This window comes from Sorangium sp. So ce185 (genome assembly GCF_051526825.1).
Lineage (GTDB): Bacteria > Myxococcota_A > Polyangia > Polyangiales > Polyangiaceae > Sorangium > Sorangium cellulosum_D.
In genome coordinates this window covers 7260108-7282267 of sequence record NZ_CP150316.1, presented here as the reverse complement: position 1 = coordinate 7282267, position 22160 = coordinate 7260108, and the positions used below count along the sequence as shown (strand labels likewise).

The 22160-nt window shown below is 73.8% G+C and carries 21 protein-coding genes; 11 read left to right on the top strand and 10 right to left on the bottom strand.

The window, feature by feature from the left end; all coding sequences use genetic code 11:
• Positions 1-54 precede the first annotated feature (54 nt).
• Positions 55-987, bottom strand: coding sequence for an AraC family transcriptional regulator (locus WMF26_RS26455; protein WP_437994937.1), 933 nt, complete (start codon positions 985-987; stop codon positions 55-57).
• Between the two features lie 126 nt (positions 988-1113).
• Here WMF26_RS26455 and WMF26_RS26450 point away from each other — a divergent pair, with 126 nt between their 5' ends.
• Complete coding sequence (locus tag WMF26_RS26450) at positions 1114-1704, top strand: ATP-dependent Clp protease proteolytic subunit (RefSeq protein WP_437954137.1); 591 nt, start codon at positions 1114-1116, stop codon at positions 1702-1704.
• 35 nt (positions 1705-1739) lie between these two features.
• On the opposite strand, the gene WMF26_RS26445 is transcribed toward WMF26_RS26450, so the two are convergent.
• The gene (locus tag WMF26_RS26445) at positions 1740-2078 is read right to left on the bottom strand and encodes a hypothetical protein (protein WP_437322428.1); all 339 of its coding nucleotides are present in this window, start codon (positions 2076-2078) and stop codon (positions 1740-1742) included.
• Positions 2079-2337: 259 nt separating this feature from the next.
• On the opposite strand from WMF26_RS26445, the gene WMF26_RS26440 reads away from it, so the two are divergent.
• Positions 2338-2919 carry a hypothetical protein gene (locus tag WMF26_RS26440; protein WP_437994936.1) on the top strand — a complete coding sequence of 194 codons (582 nt, stop codon included), beginning with the start codon at positions 2338-2340 and terminating at the stop codon, positions 2917-2919.
• 152 nt (positions 2920-3071) lie between these two features.
• Here WMF26_RS26440 and WMF26_RS26435 read toward each other — a convergent pair whose 3' ends face one another.
• From WMF26_RS26435 to WMF26_RS26425, 3 genes are all read right to left on the bottom strand, one after another.
• Entirely contained in the window at positions 3072-4463 is a 1392-nt protein-coding gene (locus tag WMF26_RS26435; RefSeq protein WP_437994935.1) for a WD40/YVTN/BNR-like repeat-containing protein, read from the bottom strand.
• Positions 4464-4627: 164 nt separating this feature from the next.
• Positions 4628-6400, bottom strand: coding sequence for an RICIN domain-containing protein (locus WMF26_RS26430; RefSeq protein WP_437994934.1), 1773 nt, complete (start codon positions 6398-6400; stop codon positions 4628-4630).
• 668 nt (positions 6401-7068) lie between these two features.
• Complete coding sequence (locus WMF26_RS26425) at positions 7069-7968, bottom strand: MOSC domain-containing protein (protein WP_437994933.1); 900 nt, start codon at positions 7966-7968, stop codon at positions 7069-7071.
• 67 nt (positions 7969-8035) lie between these two features.
• On the opposite strand from WMF26_RS26425, the gene WMF26_RS26420 reads away from it, so the two are divergent.
• From WMF26_RS26420 to WMF26_RS26400, 5 genes are all read left to right on the top strand, one after another.
• Entirely contained in the window at positions 8036-9133 is a 1098-nt protein-coding gene (locus WMF26_RS26420; protein ID WP_437994932.1) for a Nif3-like dinuclear metal center hexameric protein, read from the top strand.
• 73 nt (positions 9134-9206) lie between these two features.
• Positions 9207-9578 carry a hypothetical protein gene (locus WMF26_RS26415; protein WP_437948966.1) on the top strand — a complete coding sequence of 124 codons (372 nt, stop codon included), beginning with the start codon at positions 9207-9209 and terminating at the stop codon, positions 9576-9578.
• Complete coding sequence (locus tag WMF26_RS26410) at positions 9578-10048, top strand: hypothetical protein (protein WP_061629323.1); 471 nt, start codon at positions 9578-9580, stop codon at positions 10046-10048. The genes WMF26_RS26415 and WMF26_RS26410 overlap by 1 nt, the downstream gene beginning before the upstream one ends.
• Before the next feature lie 207 nt (positions 10049-10255).
• Complete coding sequence (locus WMF26_RS26405) at positions 10256-10381, top strand: hypothetical protein (RefSeq protein ID WP_437994931.1); 126 nt, start codon at positions 10256-10258, stop codon at positions 10379-10381.
• Between the two features lie 86 nt (positions 10382-10467).
• Complete coding sequence (locus WMF26_RS26400; RefSeq protein WP_437994930.1) at positions 10468-11928, top strand: MATE family efflux transporter; 1461 nt, start codon at positions 10468-10470, stop codon at positions 11926-11928.
• Between the two features lie 6 nt (positions 11929-11934).
• Here WMF26_RS26400 and nudC read toward each other — a convergent pair whose 3' ends face one another.
• The gene (nudC, locus tag WMF26_RS26395; protein WP_437994929.1) at positions 11935-12771 is read right to left on the bottom strand and encodes an NAD(+) diphosphatase; all 837 of its coding nucleotides are present in this window, start codon (positions 12769-12771) and stop codon (positions 11935-11937) included.
• A 324-nt stretch (positions 12772-13095) separates the two neighbouring features.
• Here nudC and WMF26_RS26390 point away from each other — a divergent pair, with 324 nt between their 5' ends.
• On the top strand, positions 13096-14109 hold the full coding sequence (locus WMF26_RS26390) for a hypothetical protein (protein WP_437994928.1): 1014 nt from the start codon (positions 13096-13098) through the stop codon (positions 14107-14109).
• 64 nt (positions 14110-14173) lie between these two features.
• Here the strand turns inward: WMF26_RS26390 and WMF26_RS26385 are convergent, their stop codons facing one another.
• Entirely contained in the window at positions 14174-15724 is a 1551-nt protein-coding gene (locus tag WMF26_RS26385; RefSeq protein WP_437994927.1) for an FAD-dependent oxidoreductase, read from the bottom strand.
• Positions 15725-15811: 87 nt separating this feature from the next.
• Here WMF26_RS26385 and WMF26_RS26380 point away from each other — a divergent pair, with 87 nt between their 5' ends.
• Complete coding sequence (locus WMF26_RS26380; RefSeq protein WP_437948957.1) at positions 15812-16240, top strand: MarR family winged helix-turn-helix transcriptional regulator; 429 nt, start codon at positions 15812-15814, stop codon at positions 16238-16240.
• A 49-nt stretch (positions 16241-16289) separates the two neighbouring features.
• Here WMF26_RS26380 and WMF26_RS26375 read toward each other — a convergent pair whose 3' ends face one another.
• The 3 genes from WMF26_RS26375 to WMF26_RS26365 all read right to left on the bottom strand — a co-directional run bounded on the left by WMF26_RS26375 (position 16290) and on the right by WMF26_RS26365 (position 21198).
• The gene (locus WMF26_RS26375) at positions 16290-17117 is read right to left on the bottom strand and encodes a LytR/AlgR family response regulator transcription factor (protein WP_437994926.1); all 828 of its coding nucleotides are present in this window, start codon (positions 17115-17117) and stop codon (positions 16290-16292) included.
• Entirely contained in the window at positions 17110-18363 is a 1254-nt protein-coding gene (locus WMF26_RS26370; RefSeq protein WP_437994925.1) for a sensor histidine kinase, read from the bottom strand. The genes WMF26_RS26375 and WMF26_RS26370 overlap by 8 nt, the downstream gene beginning before the upstream one ends.
• Before the next feature lie 234 nt (positions 18364-18597).
• Entirely contained in the window at positions 18598-21198 is a 2601-nt protein-coding gene (locus tag WMF26_RS26365; protein ID WP_437994924.1) for a helicase HerA-like domain-containing protein, read from the bottom strand.
• 156 nt (positions 21199-21354) lie between these two features.
• Between WMF26_RS26365 and WMF26_RS26360 the strand changes: the two genes are divergently transcribed.
• Both WMF26_RS26360 and WMF26_RS26355 read left to right on the top strand, forming a co-directional pair.
• Positions 21355-21585 carry a DUF433 domain-containing protein gene (locus WMF26_RS26360; RefSeq protein ID WP_437719830.1) on the top strand — a complete coding sequence of 77 codons (231 nt, stop codon included), beginning with the start codon at positions 21355-21357 and terminating at the stop codon, positions 21583-21585.
• A complete protein-coding gene (locus WMF26_RS26355; RefSeq protein WP_437994923.1) occupies positions 21582-21971 on the top strand; it encodes a DUF5615 family PIN-like protein in 390 nt (129 codons plus the stop codon). Before WMF26_RS26360 ends, WMF26_RS26355 begins: the two co-directional genes overlap by 4 nt.
• Positions 21972-22160: the final 189 nt, after the last annotated feature.

Below are 22160 nucleotides of genomic sequence, written 5' to 3'. Positions count from 1 at the left end.
CCCTCGGTCGCGCGCCACGTCGGCAACGGCTCCCGCTCCGCCCCGGCGAGGCCCTCACGCCGCCGCGCGCACCGGCGGCAGCCGGAACGCGGCCCCCTCGGAGCGGCTGCGGCGTCGGAACGCGCCCGGCGCCTCGCCCGTGTGCCGCTTGAACGCGCGGCTGAACGCGAACTCCGAGTCGTACCCGACCTCGGCCGCGACCGACGCCAGCGAGCCGTCGCCCTCGGCGAGCAGCTCGGCCGCCCGCTGCATCCGCAGCTCGGCGAGGTAGCGGAGCGGCGGGACCCCCAGCTCGGCCAGGAACCGCCGCGCCAGCGCGGCGCGGGAGAGGCCCGCCGCCTTCGCGAGCGCCTCGAGGGTCCAGCGCTCCGCCGGCTTCTCCTGCATGAGCCGGAGCGCGCGCGCGACGCGCCGGTCGAAGGCGCGCGCCCCGCGCCGACCCCGCGCGCGCGCCGCGCCCACCTCGCCCGCCCGCTCGTGGCAGTGCAGCGCGTAGGCGAGCAGCGGCTCGAGCAGCGAGCGCGCCAGCGCGGCCTGCCCCGGGGATGGATCCGCGAGCGCGGCGCGCAGCAGGCCCACCACGGCCGAGAGCCCCGGCGCCCGCCGCACCTCGCCGGCAGCGAGGTGGACCACCGGCGCGAGCGCGGCGAGCGCCCCGCCGGGCGCAGGAGCGTAGGTCGCCGAGATCACCTCCGCCTCCGCGGGAGCGGCGCCCGTCGGCGGCGCGACGCAGCAGAGGCGCTGCTCGCCGGGCCCGCCGCCGCGCGCGCCGAACCCGAGGAGCACGAGGTCGCCAGCGTCGAGCTCCGGGGAGCACGCCCCGTTCAGGGTGCATGCCCCGTCCTGCGCGAGGCGAAACGCGCCCTGCACGACGACGAGGAGGCTCGGCACATCCCCCGCGATCGCGCGCCAGAGCACGCCAGGAGGGCCGCGATGCCGGGAGACCGCCACGCCGCGGGGAAGCTGCCGCTCCATCTCGTCCGCCATACCCCATGGTTGCCCGCGCCGAGGCCGCTCGTCCAGCGCTCCCTCGCGGATCGAGACGCGCGAGCATGACTCCGCGCGTCGCGGTCATGGCGCGCGGGCGGGGGCGGCCGGATGCTCGGGGCCATGATGCGCTTCGATGCGACGCCGAACGAAGAACAGCTGCCCCTCCGCGCGCCGTCCGAGGAGGTCCAGAGCAGCCTCCTGAAGAGCCGGACCGTCCTGATCTTCGGGGAGATCACCAGCGAGCTGGCGCAGGTCACCACGGCGCAGCTCCTCGCCCTCGCGAACCAGAGCGAGGCGCCGATCCGGGTCCTGATCCACTCGCCGGGAGGACACGTGGAGTCTGGAGATACGATCTACGACGTGATTCGCTTCATCCGGCCCGAGGTGAAGGTGATCGGCACCGGATGGGTCGCCAGCGCGGGCGCGCTGATCTTCGTCGCCGCGCGGAGGGAGAACCGGTTCGCGCTCCCGAACACGCGCTTCCTCCTGCACCAGCCGCTCGGCGGCGTGCGCGGCCCCGCGTCGGACATCGAGATCGAGGCGGCCCAGATCATGGCCGCGCGCGAGCGGCTCAACCGCATCTTCGCCGAGGCGACCGGGCAGGATCCCGCGAAGATCGCGCAGGAGACCGAGCGCAACCTGTGGATGACCGCGCGCGAGGCCCAGGCGTACGGCCTCGTGCACCGCGTCGTCGAGAGCGCGCTGGAGGTCTGAGCGCCGCGAGCCCTCCGGGAGCAGCCCCCTCCGGCTCAGCGCTGGCAGCCGGCGAGCGCGGGCGCCCCGAGCAGATCGAGCTGCTCGACCGCGCGCTGCGGCCGGCGCGCGCCGAGGCCCGCGTCCGCCGCCGGGGCGGCGCCCCGGGAGGCCGCTCGCCGGAGGAGCTCCTCGCGGAGCGCCCCGAGCTCGCGCGCGGGAAGGGTGCTCGTATCCGTCACGAGCCGCGCGCCGTCACGGTAGCCGGTCCACACCGTGTAGCCGTTCCGCGTGACCTCGATACCGACTCTGGGGCCATAATCCGTGATCTCGTAGCTGCGTCCCAGGGCGAGAAAGCTCCACGTCTTCATCGTGACCGTCTCGCCATTGTCCATCGGGGCGTCCGGCCTGGCCAACAAACCGGATCGCAGCGCCGGGCGCCGCGCCGCTCGGCCCCGCCCGGCCGCATCGCGCTTCCAGGAGCTCGGCGTCAGCGCGCTCGCACGCAGGCCGGGCTCTCCTGATCGCTGCGGCGCCCGTCGTGGCGGCCCTCTCGCTCCGCGGCGGCCGCGCCGAGCAGCGCGCCTGGCGCTGTCCGGCGGTCGCGATCGTGCTGCGACCTCCCGGACTCGCGGCCTCTGGTACGCTGTCGTGATGCTTGGTCGACTTGATGGATGGATGTTCGGGATGGCCCTCTGCCTCGCCGCCGGCTGTGGCGGGGAGACCCAGGAACCCGCCGGAGAGGGGGGCAACGGGGGCGGAGCGCTCGGTGAGCTCGAGTGCCGGCGCGGGGAGGATTGCGACAACGACACCTGCAATCCGGTCAGCGACGCCGCCTGTTACAAGGTGCAGAGCACTGCCAGTTGCAGGGCTGACGAGGATTGCGCCGGCATGGCGGGCGAGGGCGGGGGAGCGGGAGGGAGCGGGGGCGGCGCGGCCGGCCCGTTCATCTGCGAGATGCCGCATTTCACGTGCCCTCCGCCCCTGCAGGTGAGCTCCGTCTGTGTCCGCGGCTGCGCGACCGACGCCGACTGCCCGGCGACGCTGGCCTGCGCGCCGGATCACCGCTGCCGCGCGAAGCCGTGCGCCGCCGACGCGGACTGCCCGGTGAACCAGGCATGCGATCCGACCGGCGGGGCCTGCGCCCGCAAGGCGTGCGCGAGCGACGCCGATTGCGAGGGTTACTGCGTGCTCGGGCAATGCGAGGAGAAGCCAGGAGTCTGTTTTCTGTATTGAGCCGCGCTGCGCGGCGCCGCGGAGGGTGGCTGTCAGTGCGACCCTGACTCATCCGGCCAGCGTTTCCCTTCTCCGCCGCATCTCCACCGCACCTCCGCCGCGAGCGCGCGGGCGCGCATGGGCCGCGCCCGTTCGTGGAACGGCCCGGGCCGTCACGGCGCTCCCGGCGCCCGCGCGCGCCTCCGCCCCCGCCGCCGCGCGCGCAGGAGCGCGCCGCCGGCCGCGACCAGGCAGCCCGCGAGCGCCCCGGCGCGCCCCCCGCCCGACGCCTCGCAGGAGCAGCCGCCGCCGGCGCTCGCCCCGCTTCCGCCCGCCCCCACGCCGGCCTCGCCCCCGTCGGCGCTCGCCGCGCTCCCGCCCGCGCCCGCGGCGCCGCCTGACGCCGCGCCGGCCTCGCACGAGCGCGCGGCGCCGACGAAGCTCGCGGTCGCCGGCCAGAGGTCGGGGCAGGTCCGGCCGGTCGAGCCCTCCGCCCCGCAGGCGGCCGGCGGGCCGCAGAGGCGGTCGAGCGTCATGAGCGGCGAGAACGTCGCGCCCCCGTCCGTGGAGACGCCCGCGGAGAAGCCGTCCACGAGCTCGTCGGCACAGGCGTAGAGGCCCCGCGCGGTCCAGGTCAGGCAGCGGACGCCGAGCTGCCCCACCTGCGTGAACTCCAGCGTGTCCGTCGGCGCGACCCACAGGCCATCCATGTCGCTGCCGGCCGCGATCCTGGTCCCGTCGGGCGAGAGGGCGAGCCCGAGGAGGCTCACCGCCTGGAACACCTCGCGCCAGGTGGCGCCCCCGTCCCGCGAGACCAGCAGGGCGTCCGCGCCGTCGCCGTCGCGGCGCACATACACCACGTCGGGGTCCTCCGGGTCCACGGCGCCGAGGTAGGGCAGGTTGCGATCGTCGCTGCCAGGGACGTCGAGCTCCTCCCACGTCGCGCCGCGATCGTCCGAGCGCCGCACGATCCCCTGGAACGTGGGGCCGTTGCGGCGCCCGCTCACGTAGATGCGCCGTGGATCGCTCGGCGCGCTGTCCAGGGTCACGCCGAGGAACGTGCTCGGGAAGTCTTCCCCGGCCTGGGTCCACGTCCTCCCGTCGTCCTTCGACGCCCAGACCTGGGTCAAGATCGCGTCGCTCGCCATGACGCTGGAGCCGAGCAGGAGCACGCTCGCGGGATCCGCGCGGTCGATCGACAGGTCGACGATGTTGCGCCGGGCGAGCGCGCCCTCGGCGAGCTGCCAGTCGCAGCCGCCGTCGTGCGTCGCGCTGAGCCCGTCGAAGAGCCCCGCGAGCATCGAGCCGTCGGCGGTGACGACCATCATGGGATCCTCGAAGCCGCTGTAACCGACCGCCGCTTCACAGATCCACGACCAGCGCTCGCCGCCGTCACGGGTGGTGAGGACGCCGTAGGTCGCGCGGACGACGATGTGCTCCGGATCGGCGGGATCGACAAGGATCTGGCCGGCGGTGGGGTATCGACCGTTGGCGAGCGCGGGCGCCGCGGCGGAGAGGGCGAGGCCCGCCGCGGCGGCCGCGAGCCCGAGAGCGATGCGGTTCATCGAGGGGAGGTTCATCGATCCTCCTGTACAGCGCAACGCTTCGACAGGAGGCCGCGGGAGCGCGCCGGGCCCGGGAGATCCCTGGCCCGACGCCGGTCACGATCCGCCGCTCCGCGGCGCGCGGCCGGGCGCGGCGCCCCCGGCCGTCGGGCCCTGGACGCGCGCTACTGCAGCCGGAACCGCTGGTTCGTGCCGGTGCCGCACGTGTACTGGATGAACCTGGCGTTGTCGGCGGTGCTGACCCCGTTGACGTCCACGCACTTGCCGCTGTTGACCGAGCGCAGCGAGATGACGCCGTCGCCGCGATCGACGACATCCCACTTCTGGCTGTTCCTGCTGCTGTTGCAGTCCGCCTGCGTGATGTTCGCGGAGTTGTTCCGGCTGGCCCCCTGCACGTCGAGGCACTTTCCGCTGTTCACGTTCTTCACGGTCGCCGTGGCGCCGCTGATCGTCTCGATCTTCCACTGCTGATCGCCCGCCCCGGTGCACGGCCGCTGGATGACGGTGGCGCCGTTGTCCAGGCTCGCCCCGGTGACACTCATGCACTTGCCCGAGTGGACGGCCGCCAGGCTCTGGCCGCCGGTGCCGCCGGGATCGCCGCCCGGGTCGCCGCCCGGGTCGCCGCCGGGGTCGCCGCCGGTGCCGCCCAGGCCGGAGATCTGGACCTGCGCGCCCGTGGCCGACACCGAGAGGACCTTCACCGTCGCGTTCGTCCCGAAGAGCTGATGAGAAGCGCCGACCACGAGCGGCGCGTCCCTGAAGTTCCCGCCGGGGATCATGTCGAGCAGGTGCGCCCGGCCGCTCTCTCGCGACTGCGTGAAGAACGCATGGATGAGGACGCCCTTCGTGGAGAGGTTGCGCGAGTCGACGACGTTCGTCGCCGCCGGCTGGCGGAACTCGATCTGGTACATGATGTCGTTCGGGCCCTTGACGCGGAGGAGCTGGGTCCCGGTGCTCGCCTCGGTCATCGGCGCGAGCGTGTAGGTCCCGTCGGCGGTCACCGTCACGGCTTGCGTCGACGGGATCCACCCGAGGTTCACCTTGTAGTTGGCGTTGAAGTGCTGCTTGCCGCCGTTGCCCATCGGGTCGAACACGTCGCCGTATTCGTCGAAGGTGCAGTCGTTGCTCATGGTCACGGTCGCCCCGTTGCTGCGACAGGTGCGCGAGGAGGCGTGCCACAGGCCGAAGTTGTGGCCGAGCTCGTGCACGACGACCTCGGGCCAGAGGCCAGCGATCCAGGTGGCGCTCCCGGGCTGCGCGCCCATGCCGGCGTACCCGCAGTCCATCTTGCCCATGATCATGAAGTGCTGGTACGCGTTGAGATCGAAGCCGGCGTTGCGCGCCGCGGTCTTGGCCTCGTTCTGCCACCGGTTGTAGTCGTCGCACTTGCCGAAGGCGATGTTGAACGGGCCGGCGACGTCGTACTGGAGCTGCATCTTCCCGAACGACGAGCCCGCCAGGTGGGTCGCCGCGCCATCCATGGTGTTGCGCACGTCCTGCTCCGTGCCCAGCGTCTGGCCGCCGTCGAACTGCACGCGCAGCACCAGGACGCGCTTGGCCCCGGTCGTGACGAGCGCGCTCGTCAGCTCGCCGATGCCCTCCGCAGGCCGGATTGCGTCGACGATGATCGTGCCGTCCTCGGCCTCGCTGCCGAACACGTCCACCGGGGAGCCGCTCGCCGTGCGCCAGTCGATCGGCGCCTCGGCGCCCTGCGGCGCCTCCGTCATCGAGTCCAGGTTCAGGCGCACGAACTCCCCGTCTTCCCGCTCCAGCATGTACCGCGCCTCGCCATTGGCGACGGCGACGGTCAGCGTCCCCGATGCGGTCGGGGCCGGCCCCGCTCCCTCGTCACCGGCGTCGATGCTCAGGCAGCCGGGCGCGAACGCGCACGCTGCGGTGAGGGCAACCGTGGTGAGGTGTGACTTGAAGCGCTGCATGCGATCTTCCTTTCCTGGCTCGGTCCGATGCGCCCGTCTCCCCCCGTGTCGGAGAGCGCCGCACCCTTCCCCCTCAGGAGCCCAGGCGCGGCGCGACGGAGCGCTACCAAGGAGAGGCCGCAAGCGCCGCCAGCCTCTCCGCTGCTGATGTAACTTGACGACGACTCCGCACTTCCGGCGGCGCGACCATCGCTCGCGATCGTCACGCCGCGTCGCCGTCTCGCGGGTGCCTGGACCTTCAGAGCAAATTCGCGGCCACAGCCGTGCTCCCGGCTTGACACGGGGAGCTGGCCTGTCTCGGCGGAACAATCACGTGCGAACGGCCAGTGATCCAGTCTGATGTTATGTTTGCGTGACTGGCATGGATCGAGAGAGATCCTGAATGGACATGAAAACACCACCCCAGTCCATCACGTGAGTTGGCGAAAGGGCGCTTGTGCTCGCCCGCTCGAGCGATTTCGGCCGGTGTTCTGAGCGATTTGATGCGAGTGTGGCAATCCGTGCTCGAGGGTGAACACGTGAGTTCTCCGGTGAGGGCGAGGGCGGCGATGTGGGTGGTTTGGCGCGCTCGCGGCGCGCCCTGTCGGCCGTCGCTCCCTCCAGGGCTCCGCGGGGGCGCCGCGTGGGCGCGGGGGCGCGGAGATGGAGGGGGCCAGCGGCAGGGCCGGTCAGCGAGGCGGGGACGGGGGCGCTGCCTCCAGCCGGACGGCGGCCCCGCGGCGGATCGCGCCGGCGCGGCGCACGGCCGCGTAGACCCCGGCGACCGCCGGGAACACGACGCCGGGGGCGACGGTCGCGCTCGCGACCGCGTTGTGCCGGGCGAGCGCGCGCAAGAGGCCGGGATCGCGCGGGAGGTCGCCCTGGGGCAGCGTGGGGACGACGCACCGGGGACAAGGATCGATGACCTCGAGGCGGACCTCCGGGGCGATCTCCAGCGCGCGGCCGATCCAGCCGTTCTCGACGAAGGAGCGCTCGTCCGGGGCCGTCGCGACGACGAGGTTGGGGCGGAACCTCGGCGCCTCGATGCGCCCGGAGGGGTGGAGGTCGCGCAGGCGGTCGAGCGTGGCCGTGGTCAGCGCGTGCAGGGCGGCCACATCGAAGAACGTGCCGGCCGGCGCGGCGAGCGCCATCGGCTCCTCGACGATCGTGGCCTGGGCCGCGGAGCCGTCCACGGGCGACCGATCCGCCTCGCGCTTCGGCGCCTCGGGCAATTGGCTCACGAGCGCCACGTCGCGGCCGAGCGCGCGCGAGAGCGCCCGATCCACGTCCGGCTGCGCGCTGCTGATCACGGCGCCGTCCGGGAGCGTGATCCACACGGGCGGCAGGGGCACCGAGGGGCGCGGCGGCTCCGCGAAGGCCGCCCGACACGCGAGCAGCGCGCCCCACTTGCCAGGGTGCTTGGCGCTCGCGACGTGCCCCGTCTCCCGGTCCAGGACGGCGTAGGCCCGGTCGCCGAGCACGCCGCGGTCGGAGATCGCCGCCTCGTCGATCTCCTCTCCTTGCATCGATTTGACGGGATATCGCCAGATCGACACGACCGTTCCGGTGGGCTGCTCGCTCGGGTGCATGGCGTCTCTTTACCCGATCTCCACCGAGCTCGGCGTCCGGAGCTCCGCCGCTGGTATAGATGCGCGTATGACCCTCCTCCAAGACGTCGTGGCCGCGCTGGAGTCGATCGCCCCGCTCCGGTTCGCCGAGCCCTGGGACAACGTAGGCCTCCTGGCGGGCGACCCCGCGCGGCCCTCGTCGGCGGCGCTCCTCGCCATCGATTACACCCCCGAGGTCGCCCGGGAGGCGCGCGAGCTCGGCTGCGATCTCGTCGTCGCCTACCACCCGCCGCTCTTCGAGGCGGTGAAGCGCGTGGTCGCGCCGAGCCCCATCTTCGCGGCGATCCGGGACGGCATCGCGCTGTACTCGCCCCACACCGCGCTCGACGTCGCCGAGGGCGGCACCAACGATGTCCTCGCCGACGCGCTCGGGATGTCCGGGGAGCGCGCGCCGCTGCGGCGGGCGCCGTCGAAGGCGTGGCAGCACAAGCTCGTCGTCTTCGTCCCGGAGGACCACGCCGACGCCGTGGCCGACGCCCTCGCCGAGGCGGGCGCGGGCCGGATCGGCCGGTACTCGCGCTGCAGCTTCCGCACGGTCGGGACGGGCACGTTCTTCGGCGAGGAGGGCACGAACCCCACCGTGGGCGAGAAGGGCCGGCTCGAGCGCGTGACCGAGGTGCGGCTGGAGATGGTCTTTCCCCGCGGGCGGACCGAGGCGGTCCTGCAGGCGATGCGCGCCGCGCACCCGTACGAGGAGGTGGCGTTCGACCTCGTCGAGCTCGCCGTCGAGCCGCTGCGGGTCGGCATCGGCCGGATCGGGCCGCTCGGCGGCGCCGCGCCGGTCGGCGACCTGCTCGGCCGCGTCAAGGCGGCCCTGGGGGTCGACGCGCTGCTCGTGGCCGGCCCCGAGCAGCGCGCCGTCACGCGCGCGGCGACGTGCGCCGGCGCCGGCGGCGCGCTCCTCGAGGACGCGATCGCCCAGGGCGCCGAGCTCTACCTGACCGGCGAGCTGCGCCACCACGACGCCCTGCGCGCGGCGAGCGCCGGCGTCACGGTGGTGTGCGCGCTGCACTCGAACAGCGAGCGCGCCGCGCTGAAGCGCCTGGCCGAGCGGCTCCGCGCCGAGGTGCCGTCGCTCCGCGTCGAGCTCAGCGCGCGAGATCGGGATCCGTTCACGATCCGCTGAAGACGCGGCGATGCGGGAGGGAGTGGCCATCCTGATTGAGCGAAGGCGGCGGGCGAAGTGCTACGATGCACGCATGCGTTCCGCGAGCGAAGTGCTACCTCCGCCGATCCCTCCGGCCGAGCACGTCCGCAGGTTGGTGGAGGCCAACCGGGTCGAGGAAGCGCGCCGCTACGTCCAGGAGCTGCTCGCTCAGGGCGACACGAGCGTGGAAGGCTGGGCCAAGGTCCTCCGTCCGCCTCGGGTCGTGCCGTCGCCCGACCGACCTCGCAGCGACTTCGCGGCAGACTATGCCTGGTTGCGAGAGAACCGGCAGGCCTACCTCGATCGCTGGGTGGCGCTCCAGGACGGAAAGCTCCTCGACGCCGACATCGCGCTGCGCGCGCTGATCGAGCGGCTGACGGAGCGCGGTCAGATCGATGGCGCGTTCATCGTCCAGGTCGACTGATGGCCAAAGGTACGATGCGGCTCGACGGGGACGCGCAGCCGTGGGCTGTCTCGTCGGCGCGCTATCGGGTCGCGACGGAGCATGAAGGAACACTGCTGACCGTCGCGGTCCGCTGCCGGATCGCTGGTCTTCCGTTCGAGAGCCAGGCGTTGCTCGACACGGGCGCCGCGTGGTCGATCATCGGAGGCGATCTCGCCGACCTGCTGCAAGCGCAGCTCGGTACCTCGGGACAGACGATGATCCTCCTGACGCGACTCGGTCGCATCCGCGGCGTCCTTCACGACCTCGACGTCGTGCTCGTCGCGGAGCGCGGCGAGAGCCTCACCGTATCGGGCAGCATCGTTGTCGCCCCAGGATGGATAGGGCCGATCGTCCTCGGCTACCGCGGGTTTCTCGAACGTCTTCGCTTCGCTCTCGATCCGGGCTGCGGTCCCGACGACGCCTGGTTCTTCTTCTCGAGCGCAGGTTGAGCGGTCGGCGTCGAACCTGCAGCGGGACGGGCGCGGTACCCGTCTGAGCTCAGCGGGGGCGGGCGTCGCAGCGCCGGGGCGGCTGCGGTGGCGGTACAGGCGAACAGGGGGACTGCGGCGTGCTGTTCCGCAGCGACGCCGACGAGGCGGGTAGGAGGCGCCGGAGCCGACGAGCAAGCGGCTCCGCCGGAGGAGATCGATGTGTAGGTGCGCGCGGTCCCGGCCGAGGTCCAGGCCAACGGGCGCAGGTCGCGCCTGGCGCTGCTCGGCGCTGTCATTTTCGTGCTCGGCGTCCTGTGCGGCGTGGCGCGCGCCGCCCTGCGCCTGCGCTGAGCCGCTGTCCGGCCACCCGGACGGCCGCGCGGGCCCGCAAAGGCCGCTGGACGGGACGGGCGGGCGCGATCAGCTTTGCTCGCCCCATGCGCGACCACGCCACGACTCCTGCCCGCGACCTGCGCGCGGAACCCGATGCGCCCTCGCCCGGCCCGCGCCGCGGCGCCGGCGTCTGGTCGACGCTCCGCGACGCGGTCGGCGGCAGCGGGCACGACTTCACCCAGGGCTCCATCGACCGGGCGATCGTCCTGCTCGCGATCCCCATGGTCATGGAGATGCTCATGGAGTCGCTCTTCGTCGTGGTCGACGTCTTCTGGGTGTCGCGGCTCGGCGCCGACGCGGTCGCCGCCGTCGGGCTCACGGAGTCGCTCCTCGCGGTGGTGTACGCCCTGGGGATGGGCCTCTCGGTCGCCGCGTCCTCGACGGTCGCGCGGCGGGTCGGCGAGGGGCGCCCCGAGGAGGCGGCGGCCATGGCGGGGCAGGCGATCGTGCTCGGCGTGCTCGCCTCCCTGCCGATCGCGGCGGCCGGCGGGCTGCTCGCGTCGCGCCTGCTCGGGGCGATGGGGGCGAGCGCCGCGGTGGTCGCGACCGGCACGCCGTTCGCCTCGATCATGCTGCTCGGCAACGGGACGATCCTGATGCTGTTCGTCATGAACGCGGTCTTCCGCGGGGCTGGCGACGCGGCGCTGTCGATGCGGGTGCTCTGGCTGTCGAACGCGCTGAACATGGTGCTCGGCCCGTGCTTCATCTTCGGCCTCGGCCCGTTCCCGGAGCTCGGCGTGACCGGCGCCGCCCTGGGGACGACGCTCGGCCGCGGGACGGGCGTCGCGCTGCAGGTCTTCCTGCTCGCGCGCGGCGGCGGTCGCGTGAAGGTGAGGGCGCGGCACCTCGTGCCCGACCCGAGGGCGCTCGCGGCGCTGCTCCGCCTGTTCGCGAACGGCGCGTTGCAGGCGCTCATCGGCACGGCGAGCTGGATCGGCATGCTGCGCATCCTCGCCCCGTTCGGGAGCGCGGCGCTCGCCGGCTACACGATCGGGATGCGGGTCATCGCGTTCGCGATCCTGCCGGCGTTCGGGCTCGCGAACGCCGCCGCGACGATGGTGGGGCAGAACCTCGGGGCGGGGCGCCCCGAGCGGGCCGAGGCCGCGGTCTACCGCGCGGGCGTCTGGAACACGGTCATGCTCGGCGCGATCGGGCTGGTCTTCGCGGTGGGCGCGGGCGCCATCGTCGGCGCGTTCACGGACGACGCCGAGGTGCTCCGGTCCGGCACGGAGACGCTGCGGATCGTGGCGTGCGGGTTCCTGTTCTACGGGTTCGGGATGGTGTTCATGCAGGCCTTCAACGGCGCCGGCGACACGTGGACGCCGACGATGTTGAACTTCGCCTGCTTCTGGCTCTGGGAGATCCCGCTCGGCTGGTGGCTCGCGCGCGCCGCGGGGCTCGGCTCGACGGGCGTGCCCATCGCGATCGCGGTGGCGTTCTCGACGCTCGCGGTCGCGGGCTGGCTCATGTTCCGCCGCGGGGCCTGGAAGCAGCGCCGCGTCTGAGGGGAGCTACCGCGCTGCGCGCGCGAGCCAGGCGTCGACGAGCTTGCGGGCGATGCTGAGCGGCGGCGGCAAGAGCGGCAGCGCGTCGCGGTGGAACCAGCGCGCGTCCTCGAGCTCGCGCGTGTCGACGCGGAGCTCGCCGCCGGCGTAGCGCGCGGTGAAGCCGACCATGATCTGGTGCGGGAACGGCCACGGCTGGCTGCCGAAATAGGCGACGTCCGCGACATCGACGCCCGTCTCCTCGTGGACCTCGCGCGCGACGCACGCCTCCAGCGTCTCGCCGGGCTCGACGAAGCCCGCCACGAGGCCGTACATGCCCGCAGGGAACCGCGCCTGCCGCGTCATGAGCACGCGCGGCCCGTCCTCGACGAGCACGATCGTCGCGGGCGTGATCCGGGGGAAGTAGTTGCTGGCGCAGCGGACGCAGCGCTTGACCCGCTCGTCCTGCCCGGCCTCGAGCTCGGCGCCGCACGCCGCGCAGTACTGGTGCGCCCGGTCCCAGTGCTGCACCTGGTACGCCGTGCCCGCCACGTCGAACAGCTCCGGATCGATGCGCCCGTGGAGGCGCCGCAGCGAGACGTAGGCGTGCCCCTCGGGGGCCGGAGCGCCCTGCGCGAGCTCCGCGGAGCGGCAGGGGCGTCCGTCGAGCTCGCCGAGCGGCTGGTCGCGCACGGCGACGACGCCGAGCTCCGCGAGATCCGCCGCGACCGGGACGTCGAAGCGATCGCCGCCGTCGGGCGGCGCGCGGACGAGGAGCTCGTCGCCGCGGAACGCGAACCACGCGATCCCGGGGGCCGGCGCGCTCGGGCGGCCGAGCCCGGGGCGGAAGCGGGAGGGCGGCATGGGGTCAGGCCCGCCCGCGGGGCCGCGCGGCCTCCGCTGCGAGGGCCTGCGCTGCGCGACGTCCGCCGGAGGGAGAGCCGATCGGGGGCATGCGGGGGAGCTTAGCGCCCATTCCGTGCGTCAGCAGTCCCGCCAGAGGCGAGGGCGGCGGCCGCGGTCCCGCGCCGCGCCCGGGTGCGAGGCGCCGCTGCCGCCGGGGAACAGGGGGCGCCAGGTCGAATTTCAAATGGGGACGACGGCTCGTCCCCACGTACCCGCAGCGCTTCAACCACGCATCGAGGGATCGGTATGCTGCGGTCGTCTTTGGGTCTGATCTGTGCTGGCGTGCTCTCCCTGTCGCTCGCCGCGTGCGCGAGCGGCACCACGCTCGATCCTTCCGCCGGGGCGCTCCCCGGCGACGGCGGGGGCGGCGGCGCCGGCGGCGCCGGCGGCGCCGGGGGCGGCGGCGTCGGGGGCGGCGACGGGTGGATCGAAGCGACGTGGGTGAACCCCGGCCCGCCGGCCGTGTGGAACCCTCCGTCCGTCACCGTTCCCGGCGCGTGCTCCGAGCTGACGTCGCACCACATCTACACGGTCTCGTCGTACAGCGAGCTCTACTCGTTCCACCCGGCCACGCTGGACTTCCGGTTCATCGGCCAGTTCGAGTGCGCGGCTCCCGTGGATCGCTGGTGGGTCGAGGCCGTGTCGCCGCTGTCGATGGCCGTCGATCGGAGCGGCGTCGCCTGGATCGGGAGCCATAGCGGTCGGCTCGCGCGCCTCGATATCGAGACCGGCGTCTGCGAGCCGGTCATCAGCCCGCCGGGGAACGACCCGCTCTGGAGGTTCGGGATGGCGTTCGCGTCCGACGGCGTCTCCGGCGAGGAGACCCTTTACCTCCGCGAGGCGCTGCTCGGCGGGACGCGCGACGAGCCGGATCCCGTCCGGGCGCTCGCCATGTTCGACGCGCGGAGCCGCACCGCCCGTCCGCTCGGCGTGGGCGAGGGCGGGGACGCGGACCTCACCGGCACGGGCGACGGCCGGCTCTTCGGCTTCGTGCAGGGGGCGCCGGGGGAGCCGGCGTCCCTCAGCGAGTACGACAAGAGGACCGGCGCCACGCTCTCGCAGACACCCCTCTCCGGTGTGAGCATCCACGACGCCGCGAGCTGGGCGTTCGCGACCTGGGGAGGCGCCTTCTACTTCTTCGTCACGAACCCCGACCCCGTCGAGAGGATCACGTCGAGCGTCTATCGCTACGATCCCGCCTCCGGCGCGCCGCCGGAGCTCCTGCGGGACGACCTCCCCGCCGAGGTCATCGGCGCCGGCGTATCGACGTGCGCCCCGACCGTCATCCCCCAATAACCCGCCGCGCCCCTGCCTCCCGGGGACGTCCGGCCGGAAGGTCGCGGAGGCGCTCTCGTCCTCGTCATCCCCGCGACGGGAGGCCGACGCTGGCAAGATAGGCTTCCAGCGCCGGGACATGCTCGGACGACACGATGGCGCCGATATACCCGTCCGGCCGGACGAGCACCCAGTCGCCGGGCGACACGCCATATGCAGCGCGGAGATGGCCGCCATCATCGACGATGTCGCCGCGCGGCCCGACGGCGTGGATGTGGAGCCCGGGGCGCGGCTCGACGGACGAGAGCCGGTCCACCCCGTAACCCAGCAAGGTCCAATGCGGACCCTGGAAGAGCTTGAAGAGCCGTGTCGGCATCCCTGCCACGCCGCGGACGGGCGCGTCCGGCGCCCGGGCGCCCGCGCGGATGCCGCCGCTGCGCTTCGGCTTCTCCATGGCGAGCGACGACTCCGGATATCCCAGATCGAGCTGATGCACCTCGCGACCGCGGCGCATGACGCCTTGCTTGGCCGCCTCCAGCAGCTTCGTCGTCAGGCCGAGCACCTCCGCGGCGATCGGCCGGCGCTCCTCCTCGTAGGTCGCGAGCAGCGCCTCCGGCGCACCCGCCAGGACGGCGGCGAGCTTCCAGCCGAGGTTGTAGGCGTCCTGCACGCTCGTATTGAGGCCCTGCCCGCCCGTGGGCGGGTGGATATGCGCGGCGTCGCCGACGAGGAAGGCGCGCCCGTCCCGGTAACGGTCGGCGAGGCGCGCGTTCATGGTATAGGCGGAGGCCCAGGACACCGAACGGATCGCGATGTCGCCTCGGCCCGTGCGGCCCGCGACCATCGCTGTGAGGCCTTCCGCGGAGAGATCGACATCGCCCTCCGAAGGAATCGGCGCCTGCAACTGGAACATGTCGGTGCCGACGAGCGGGCACAGCGACACCTGCTTTTCCATCGACTGTTTGTTGAAGCGATGCCAGGCGTCCCTGCTGAGCCCATCCAGGACGACGTCGGCGACCACGGCGCGCACCCCCATGGTCTTGCCGGGAAAGTCGATCGCGAGCGCGTGCCGTACGACGCTGCGGCCGCCGTCCGCTCCGACGAGGTAGCGGGCGCGGACGGTCTCCTCGCCCGCCGGGCCGGCGATGCGAGCGTCGACGCCCTCGCCATGCTGCTCGAAGCTCTTCAGCTCGCGGCCGAACTCCGGGGCGCGCCCGAGCTCCGCCAGACGCTCGCGCATCGCGGCCTCGGTCAGGAACTGGGGCACGAGCAGCGGCAGAAGATAGGGCTCGCCAGGCGTCGGGTCCTGAGCCTCCATGAGCTGCGACTCCTCGTAGCCTCCGTCGTCGCGATACTCCCGCGGGGGCGGGTACATGCCGCCGGCCGCGACGACGCGGTCGAGGATGCCCAGATCCTCGAACACCTCCTGGCTGCGCGGCTGGATCCCTTTGCCGCGCGAGCCGGGAAACGGCCCGTCCAGCTTGTCGATGAGCCGGAACGCGACGCCCCGACGGGCGAGCTCAATGGCCAGGGTCAACCCGGCAGCACCTGCGCCAACGATCAGTACATCCGTCGAAAAATGAGGTTCCACGGCCAGCTCCGCTTTGTTGGACTGCGCTTCAGATATGTGTATCATGCATATGTTCGCACCCCCGAACCGTCAAGAGAATTTGTGCAAATTACACGCATCACCAAGAAGAAGCTCCGCGAGCTCCACGGAGCCATGGTCGATCTGATCGCGGTCATGAATCAGCCGCAGCGCGATCAGGCGCTGCTCGCGGAGGCGGGCCTCTCCCTGGATCGAGCCCTCTTTCAGCTGCTGGTGGGGATCGAGCGCTTCGGGCCGATCGGCGTGGTCGAGCTCTCGGACCGAGCCGGGCGCGATTACACGACCGTCAGCCGCCAGGTCGCGAAGCTCGAGAGCCTGGGGCTGATCGAACGTCGACCCAGCCCAGCCGATCGCCGCGTCCATGAGGCGGTGATCACCGACAAGGGGCGACAGATGACGGACGCCTTGGACGCCGCGCGTCAGAGGATCGCGGCCCCGATCCTCGCCAACTGGAGTGAGGAAGACTTCAACGACCTGGTGCGCCTGATGCGCCGGTTCGTGGACGACTTGACGGCGTCTTCAGGCGGAACGGAGAAGCCCTGAGGGGCAGACCACGGCGGGCGGAGCTGCGAGCGCCCGCTCCCCGCGCGCATCACCGCGGCACCGACAGCTTCTCCCGGTGGCTCCGCGCCACCTTGAGCTCCGCGCCCCCGGCGAGGACCACGACCGTGTCCCGGCGGCCCTGGGTGCGGAGCTCCCTGATCCGGTCGCGGTTCACGATCGCCGAGCGGTGGATCCGCACGAACCGCGCCGGATCGAGCTTGCCCTCCACGCTGTTCATCGTCTCGCGGTGGAGATAGCTCTTCCCGCCGGCGTGGATCTGCACGTAGTAGTCGGCCGCCTCGATCCAGTCGATCTCCTCGACGCTGAGGAAGACCACGCGGCAGCCGTCCTTGATCGCGAGCCGCCGCGGGTGATCCGCGCCGGGAGCGGGCGGCTCCGAGCCGGGGCCCGCCCGCCCGCGCGCGGCGGCCGCCGCGCCGGGGTCGCCGTAGCTCTGCAGGAGCGAGAGCAGGCGCTGGCTCAGGTCGCTCATCCGCGACAGCCGGAGGTGGCTCTTGGCGCGGCGGAGCGCGTCGTGGAAGCGGTCGTCGTCGAACGGCTTCAGCAGGTAGTCGAGGGCGTGGACCTCGAAGGCGCGCAGCGCGTAACGGTCGAACGCCGTCACGAAGATCACCGCGGGCAGCTCGCCGGGCGGGAGCGACGCCATCACCTCGAACCCGTTCATCTCGGGCATCTGCACGTCCAGGAACACGAGGTCCGGCCGCAGCCGCCGGATCGTCTCGAGCGCGCTCGGGCCGTCGCCCGACTCGGCGGCGACCGCGACCTCGGGGTCGTCCTCGAGGAGCATGCGGATGCCCTCGCGGGCGAGCGGCTCGTCGTCGACGATGACGGCGCGGATCTCGCCGGGGCTATCCATGCGCGCGCGGCTCCTTCTGCGGGCGCGCGGGCCGGAACGGGACCGCGACCGTCACGAGGACGCCCCCCTCCGGGCGCCGCGCGACGGCGAGCCGGTGGTCGTCCGGGTAGAGCTGCCGGAGCCGCGCGCGCACGTTGCCGAGCCCCGTCCCCTCGCTCGCCTCGCCGGCCCAGCCCTCCCTGAGCCCCCGGCCGTCGTCGGTCACCTCCACGACGAGGCGGTGATCCTCCCGCCGGGCGGCGATCGTCACGCTCCCCGACGACGCCCGCGGGGCGATGCCGTGGCGGATCGCGTTCTCGACGATCGGCTGCAGGATGAGGTTCGGGATCTCGGCGTCCAGCGCCTCGGGGGCGACCTCCTTGCGCACCGTCAGCCGGTCCTGGAAGCGGGTCTCCTCGATCTCGAGGTAGCGATCGAGGAAATCGAGCTCCTGCTTGAGCGGCACGATCTGCTTGCCCGCGTTCTCGAGCGCCATCCGGAGCAGCTCGCTCAGGCCGGTGATCATGCGGACCGAGGCCTGCGTCTCCTGCTTTCTCACGAGCACCGCGATGGCGTGGAGCGTGTTGAAGAGGAAGTGCGGGTGGAGCTGCATCTTGAGCGCCTGGAGCTCCGCCTGCGCGAGCTTCGTCTCGAGCTGCGCGGCCGCGACCGCGCGCTCCCGGTACTTGCGGTGGTAGTCCGCCGCGTGGACCATCGCGAGGATCCCCCAGTAGATGAGCAGCTCGATGTCGAGGTAGATGCTGATGAGCTTGACGAAGACGTCGGGGAACGACGTCTTCACGTAGTGCTCGTGGCCGATGAGCCGCCCCATGAGCGCGCTGACGGCGACGTGGCCCGGGGCCATGGCGAGGTTGGCGACGAGGTGCACCGCGACGTTCCGCACGAGGCCCCGGCGCTCCATCGGGAACCTGCGGCCGAGCCAGACGATCGCGGGCGTCATGAGCGCCCAGAAGAGCCAGGGCAGCCCCTGCCAGACGAAGGCGGCGAAGAGCGGGAGGCGCGCCTCCTGCTTCTGCTGGACGAAGAGGTAGGTCTGCGCGCTCGAGACGAGCACCGGGATCATCCAGAGCCCGGCCACGAGCCAGACGGCCGCCCATCTCGGGCCGGCGAGCGCGCGGGCGGGCGCCCGCCCGCGCGCCGGGGCGGCGGCGGGGGGCGGGAGCGCGACGTGGGTCGCGCCGGCGCCGCCGTTCACGGTCCACCCGGGGGGCTCAGCTGCCGCGAGGTCTGCATGGCTCGGCTCCATGGCGCGCGCCGTCGTGCCGGCGCGCTCTCGCCCTGGCCAGCCGGAGGCGGGCCGAGGGGGGTCCCCTGGATCAGAGCACAGGCGAAGGCGGCGCGGGGGCGCTTTGCAGCGGGCTGCGCCCCGGCTGCAGCGAGCTGGCCCGCGGGCGGGGCGGCGCCAGGGGGTACGGCGGCCCGGCCTGCGGGCGGCGGCGCGGGCGCCGTGGCGAGGGCCGCCGGGCGCCAGGGCGAAGGCTCACGCCGTGCCGGCGAGCGTCGCGGCCCACGCGAGCGCGACGAAGGCGACCTCGACGTCGTTCTTCCTCGGGACGAGGCGCTTCGTCTCGATGCCCTCGGCGGCGCGCTGGGGGAGCTGCTCCAGCGCGGAGAGCTCGGCGGCCTGGGCGGCGTGGAGGTCGCGGAGCGCGGCGTCCGCCTCGGTCCACTCCGTTCGCGCGCGCTCCAGTTTCGCGGTGGCCCGGTCACGCTGGGTCCCGGCGCGCCGCGCGGTCTCGCGGCCGGCGACGAGCCCCAGCAGCGCCGCGCCCACCGCGCCGGGGAGCGCGGCCACCTCGGCCTCGGCCTGGTCGTACCGCGCCTTCGCGGCGGCGATGCGCTCGCCGAGGCGCGCGATCCTGGGCGCGAACCGGCCGATCACCTGCTGCTGCTCGGCCGCGGCGAGCCGGGCCGCGGCGGCGCGGCAGCGGGCGGCGAACGCCTCGAGCGGCTCGCCCTCGGCCTGCGCGAGCCCGAGCTCCCGGTGGACGGCCACGGCGGCCTCGGTCGTGCGGTAGGCGTGCTCCCGGAGCGCGCGCGCCGCGGCCTGCGCGGCGGCGCGCTTCGCGAGCGGGGCGGGCAGCTCGGCGAAGCGGGCCCCCGCCGCGGGCGAGGGGGAGAGCAGCGCGGGGTCGAGCCGGGTGACGCGCGACAGATCCGGCCGGCCGTCGGCCAGCAGCGGGGCGGCGAGGAGCTGGCTCTGGTTGAGGGTGATGCCGAGCTTCGCGTCGCGCAGGTGGGCGACGACCGAGCACGCCACCCAGGGGATGTAACGGAAGCCCTCCGGGGCCGCGGCCGGGGCGTGCGCGTAGAGGCTCCGCCAGCCTTCGGGCGGCGCGGGCGGCGCCGCCGGCGACGCGGGGGGCGGCGGCGAGGCCGACGCCGCGGCTCCGGCGCTCGCGCGAGCGGCCTCGCCGCGCCGCGCGGCGTGCGAGGCGGGGACGGGCGGCGGGCGGCGCGGATCGAGGACGACGGTGCCGCCCGGGCCCACGGGCGGCGGGTGCGGGAGCGGCGCCGGCGACCTCGCCGCGGGGGCGCTCGCGGCCGGGGGCGCGGGTGCGGCGTGCGGCGGCCCGGATGCGGCCGCGGGCGCGGGTGCGGCGTGCGGCGGCCCGGATGCGGCGGGCGCCGCCGGCGAGGCCGGCGGCGGCGCGGGCGGGGGAGGGGACATGCCCCGGACGAGGCGGCCGATCTCGCGCCGGGTGACCGGGCCGCGCAGCCACGACAGGCTGAACCGCGTCTCGGCCAGGAACGACGGCGGCTGCATGTGGACGTCGCGCACGAAGAACGTGCGCGGGGGGAGCGCCTTCAGGGTGGCCGACAGCGCCGCGGCGTCGACGCCGCCGGCGCCCCCGTCCGCGCCCGAGAGCCCCTCGACGACGCGCTCGCGGTCGGCGTCGGTCTGCAGCCGCCCCACGAACCACGCGCCGGCGTTGGAGAGCGCCTTGTAGTCGAGGTCCATCGGGTTCTGCGTGGCGAGGACGACGCCCACGCCGAAGGCGCGCGCCTGCTTCAGGAGCGCGAGCAGCGGCCGCTTGGTGGGCGGGTTCGCGGGGTGCGGGGGCAGGAACCCGAACACCTCGTCGAAGACCACGAGGGCGCGAAGGTCGCTCGTCCCGGCGAGGCCGCGCACCCACGAGAGCAGCTGATCGAACAGCAGTCCGAGGACGAGGAGCCGCTCGTCGTCCTCCAGGTGCGCGACGCTCACGATCACCGCGGGCGTCTTGCCGCTCCGGGCGTCCGGCGCGAGCCACCCCGCGACGTCGAGCGGCGCGCCCTTGCGCCACGTCGCGAACGTGGGGGAGGCGAGCAGGGTGTTGAGCTCGCGCGCGAGCGCCTGCCGCTCCTTCGGGGCGAAGAACGCGTCGACGTCGAGGGCGCCCACCGCGGCGATCGGCGGCGCGGCGAGGTCGGCGAGCAGCTCCTCGAGCCCCGCGGCCCGGCGCTCGCGCAGCCGCCGCTCCGCGAGGTGCGCGAGCAGCACGTGCTCGCGGCTCCGCGCCGGATCCGGGTCGCGCCCGACGAGCCGGAGCAGGAGCGACAGCGAGGCCGAGAGCGCCTCGCGGGCGGCCTCCTCGTCCTCGTCCCAGAGCGACGAGGGCGTCTCCAGCGCCGACAGCACGTGGATCGGCTCGCCCGCGGTGGTGCCCGGCGTGAGCAGGCGCGGCGCCATGCGGGCGCGGAGCGCGGCGACGTCGGCCGGCCCGAGCCCCGAGGCGGCGAGCCCCGCGCGCCACCGCGCCGCGAGCTCGGCGGCGACGTCGCCCGTGCCGCGGCCGTCGCGCGCGGCCGCCGAGGGGTCGATCCAGGGCTCGAACTCGGCCGGGGAGAGCTCCGGGAAGGTGAAGAGCAGGTTGGGCAGGTCGCCCTTCACGTCGACCATGAGCACCGGGACGCCCGAGCGCAGCGCCTCCTCGACGAGGACCATGACGAGCCCGGTCTTGCCGCTGCCGGTCATGCCGACGACCACGCCGTGGGTCACGAGGTGGTGCGCGGGGAGCTCCAGCGGGCGCGCGGCGGCGGCGCCGGGATCACCCGACAGCGGGCGAGAGCGGCCCAGGGCGAAGGGGCGGGTCGGCATGAGGGCGCGCTCGTGCCACGGCGGGCGCGACGTCGCAATGCTCCGAGCGGGAGCGGCGGCGCGCAGGCGCGGGGCCGCGGGACGACATGGAGTCAGGCGCAGCGCCGCAGGTTGCGCCGGTTTCATGCGTGCCGTATGCGTGGAGAGGGAACCATCATGAAATTCTCGCGAATCACGGTTCATCCTGGGCAGATGGGCGGCGCACCCTGCATCCGCGGCCTTCGCATCCCGGTCGCGACGGTGGTCGGCATGGTGGCGGACGGCCTGACGGTGGAGGAGATCCTGGAGGCGTACCCGGATCTGGAGCGGGAAGACGTGCGCGAGGCGCTGCACTACGCCGCAGAGGCCGTGCGTGACGGCGAGCTGCCGCTCCGCGCAGCTTCATGAGATTCCTGATCGACAACGCCCTTTCGCCGATCCTGGCCGGACGCTTGCGCGAGGCGGGGCACGACGCCGTGCATGTGCGGGACTACGGGATGGCGGCGGCGCCCGACGAGCAGGTGATGGAGTGCGCGGCTCGGGAAGATCGGGTCCTCGTCTCGGCGGACGCCGACTTCGGGACGCTGCTCGCGGTGCGCGGGACAGACCGGCCTTCGGTGATCCTCTTTCGCCGAGGCACCGACCGGCGGCCCGATCAGCAAGCGGCGCTGCTCCTCGCCAACCTGGAGCCGATCGCGCCGCTCCTCGCCCAGGGAAGCGTTCTTGTCTTCGAGGATCGCCGTATCCGGACGCGGCGTCTGCCGATCGGCCGCGGCGACGGCCGTAACGAGTGAGCCCGCGCGCCCGGCGCCGGCTGCGATCGGTCGCTTCACAGGCGGCGCATGCTCCTCGGCCTCGCTCGAAGATCGTGCTGCCCTCTGCGCGCAACCCCCGGCGGTCCGGCGCAGGACGTGCGCCACGCCCCGGCGCGACCCACGCAATCCGTGCGACCGCGGCGCACGCGCTGCGCCTCCCCCGCATGC

Bases quoted from the DNA above. Each gene is read 5' to 3' on its own strand.
- WMF26_RS26435 (WP_437994935.1), bottom strand. From the start codon at position 4,463: ATGAACCGCATCGCTCTCGGGCTCGCGGCCGCCGCGGCGGGCCTCGCC.
- WMF26_RS26445 (WP_437322428.1), bottom strand. From the start codon at position 2,078: ATGGACAATGGCGAGACGGTCACGATGAAGACGTGGAGCTTTCTCGCC.
- WMF26_RS26455 (WP_437994937.1), bottom strand. From the start codon at position 987: ATGGCGGACGAGATGGAGCGGCAGCTTCCCCGCGGCGTGGCGGTCTCC.
- WMF26_RS26385 (WP_437994927.1), bottom strand. From the start codon at position 15,724: ATGATACACATATCTGAAGCGCAGTCCAACAAAGCGGAGCTGGCCGTG.
- WMF26_RS26365 (WP_437994924.1), bottom strand. From the start codon at position 21,198: ATGCCGACCCGCCCCTTCGCCCTGGGCCGCTCTCGCCCGCTGTCGGGT.
- WMF26_RS26450 (WP_437954137.1), top strand. From the start codon at position 1,114: ATGCGCTTCGATGCGACGCCGAACGAAGAACAGCTGCCCCTCCGCGCG.
- WMF26_RS26410 (WP_061629323.1), top strand. From the start codon at position 9,578: ATGGCCAAAGGTACGATGCGGCTCGACGGGGACGCGCAGCCGTGGGCT.
- WMF26_RS26375 (WP_437994926.1), bottom strand. From the start codon at position 17,117: ATGGATAGCCCCGGCGAGATCCGCGCCGTCATCGTCGACGACGAGCCG.
- WMF26_RS26440 (WP_437994936.1), top strand. From the start codon at position 2,338: ATGCTTGGTCGACTTGATGGATGGATGTTCGGGATGGCCCTCTGCCTC.
- WMF26_RS26355 (WP_437994923.1), top strand. From the start codon at position 21,582: ATGAGATTCCTGATCGACAACGCCCTTTCGCCGATCCTGGCCGGACGC.
- WMF26_RS26415 (WP_437948966.1), top strand. From the start codon at position 9,207: ATGCGTTCCGCGAGCGAAGTGCTACCTCCGCCGATCCCTCCGGCCGAG.
- WMF26_RS26430 (WP_437994934.1), bottom strand. From the start codon at position 6,400: ATGCAGCGCTTCAAGTCACACCTCACCACGGTTGCCCTCACCGCAGCG.
- WMF26_RS26380 (WP_437948957.1), top strand. From the start codon at position 15,812: ATGGTCGATCTGATCGCGGTCATGAATCAGCCGCAGCGCGATCAGGCG.
- WMF26_RS26425 (WP_437994933.1), bottom strand. From the start codon at position 7,968: ATGCACCCGAGCGAGCAGCCCACCGGAACGGTCGTGTCGATCTGGCGA.
- WMF26_RS26370 (WP_437994925.1), bottom strand. From the start codon at position 18,363: ATGGAGCCGAGCCATGCAGACCTCGCGGCAGCTGAGCCCCCCGGGTGG.
- WMF26_RS26360 (WP_437719830.1), top strand. From the start codon at position 21,355: ATGAAATTCTCGCGAATCACGGTTCATCCTGGGCAGATGGGCGGCGCA.
- WMF26_RS26400 (WP_437994930.1), top strand. From the start codon at position 10,468: ATGCGCGACCACGCCACGACTCCTGCCCGCGACCTGCGCGCGGAACCC.
- WMF26_RS26420 (WP_437994932.1), top strand. From the start codon at position 8,036: ATGACCCTCCTCCAAGACGTCGTGGCCGCGCTGGAGTCGATCGCCCCG.
- nudC (WP_437994929.1), bottom strand. From the start codon at position 12,771: ATGCCGCCCTCCCGCTTCCGCCCCGGGCTCGGCCGCCCGAGCGCGCCG.